Origin of the sequence: Veillonella sp., assembly GCF_018381775.1 — a bacterium.
Lineage (GTDB): Bacteria > Bacillota > Negativicutes > Veillonellales > Veillonellaceae > Veillonella.
This window is the reverse complement of sequence record NZ_JAGZRH010000027.1, coordinates 1-1479: the sequence shown is the minus strand read 5'-3', so window position 1 is coordinate 1479 and position 1479 is coordinate 1. Positions and strand designations below refer to the sequence as shown.

The 1479-nt window shown below is 31.9% G+C and carries 1 protein-coding gene; it reads right to left on the bottom strand.

The genetic code is table 11. From position 1 onward, the window contains the following. Positions 1–43 precede the first annotated feature (43 nt). Entirely contained in the window at positions 44–1360 is a 1317-nt protein-coding gene (locus KH109_RS09640) for an ISL3-like element ISSpn3 family transposase (RefSeq protein ID WP_084870161.1), read from the bottom strand. Between the last annotated feature and the right edge of the window lie 119 nt (positions 1361–1479).

Genomic DNA, 1479 nt, shown 5'->3' with positions numbered 1-1479 from the left:
GGCTCTTTGTCAAATAGTGTTGATGAAGAATTTTAGGAAGGGATTAAGCAACTAATTGTTGCTTAATTCCTTTTTGTTTTGGGCCAAACATTTTTGTTATTAAGATAATCCTGTTTCTAAAATGGTAATAGTTTTTAAAACCGTAGGCATTTCTTTTAAGCACTTTTATTTTATTGTTTATTCCTTCGATAGGGCCATTTGTTCTAGTTGGATACTCACAAGTATTTTGAATATATGGCAAGTAAGTCATAAGAGTCTTTAATACTCTTTTTAACCCAGGAGATAGGTCTAATTGCGTAGCTGCTTCAATCGTTTCCTTGAATTCTATATAATCTCTATCCTGTATACATTCACGAAGTGAATGTACAACCTCATAATCATGTTTAAGAGATGGATTGTTTTCTAAGATATAATCCACAATTCCTTGGGTTGTCATAAAGCTTTCAAAAAGCTTATAACGATTATATTTATAGTTCTGAAGTTCATTAGGATTCTTTAAAATTAACTTCCAATAATGTTTTAACTTTCGATATAATTTAGCGTCTTTATAACGATGCTGATTCATGACACGTACCCGAGTTCGATTTAATTCTCTATTTAAGGCTTGTACGATGTGAAAAGGATCAATGATAATTTTAGCGTTAGGAAACATTTCTTTTATTAATTGAATGTACGGTACGTACATGTCGATAGAGATGGTTTTTACCTTTAATCTAGTCTTAGGCTCAAAACGATAAAAATATTGTTTCAAACTGTAAGATTTTCTATCTCGTACAACATCGACCAGCTTGTGTGTAGTGCTATCACAAATAATGAAGCTCATATTACTATCGGAAGATTTAACGGATTTAAATTCATCAAAACACAAATGCTCAGGTAAATCGTGTAATGGTTTAATGGTCAATAATCGTGCTGTATCATCTATGATACGTCTTACAGTATGAACTGAAACATTTGTTTCTTTTGCGATATATGTTTCAGATACTGTTTCACTAATTTTTGATTTGATTTCATTTTTTAATCTTTTAGAGATATGACAGTGTTTTTCTACGATTCGACTAGTGTCTGCGGTAAATGAAGAGCCGCATTCTCTACAGAGAAATCTCTGCTTGCGTAGATTTAAGTAGGCCGGAAGGCCTGAAACAGAACAGAGAGTGATACGAGATGTTTTCGTGCCGTTTTTAACGATATTATTATTTTGGCTAACACATCCACAAACAGTACAAAATTCTGGTTTATGCGTATATGTAGCTGAATAAAATAAAGATTTTCTCTTTTTAAATACCTTCTCTTGAACTTTATTATCCCAAATCATGTTTTTATCTTTGATTTGTAGTGTAGCTTCTAGTATATTGTTCATATGGTCATCATCCTTTTGTTTTAGGTTTCAGCGCTTTTAATATAATGGATGTTGGCCTTTTTGTATACACAAAATAGGGTTGGTGGAAAAATTCCATCAACCCTAAAAATTATAGAACC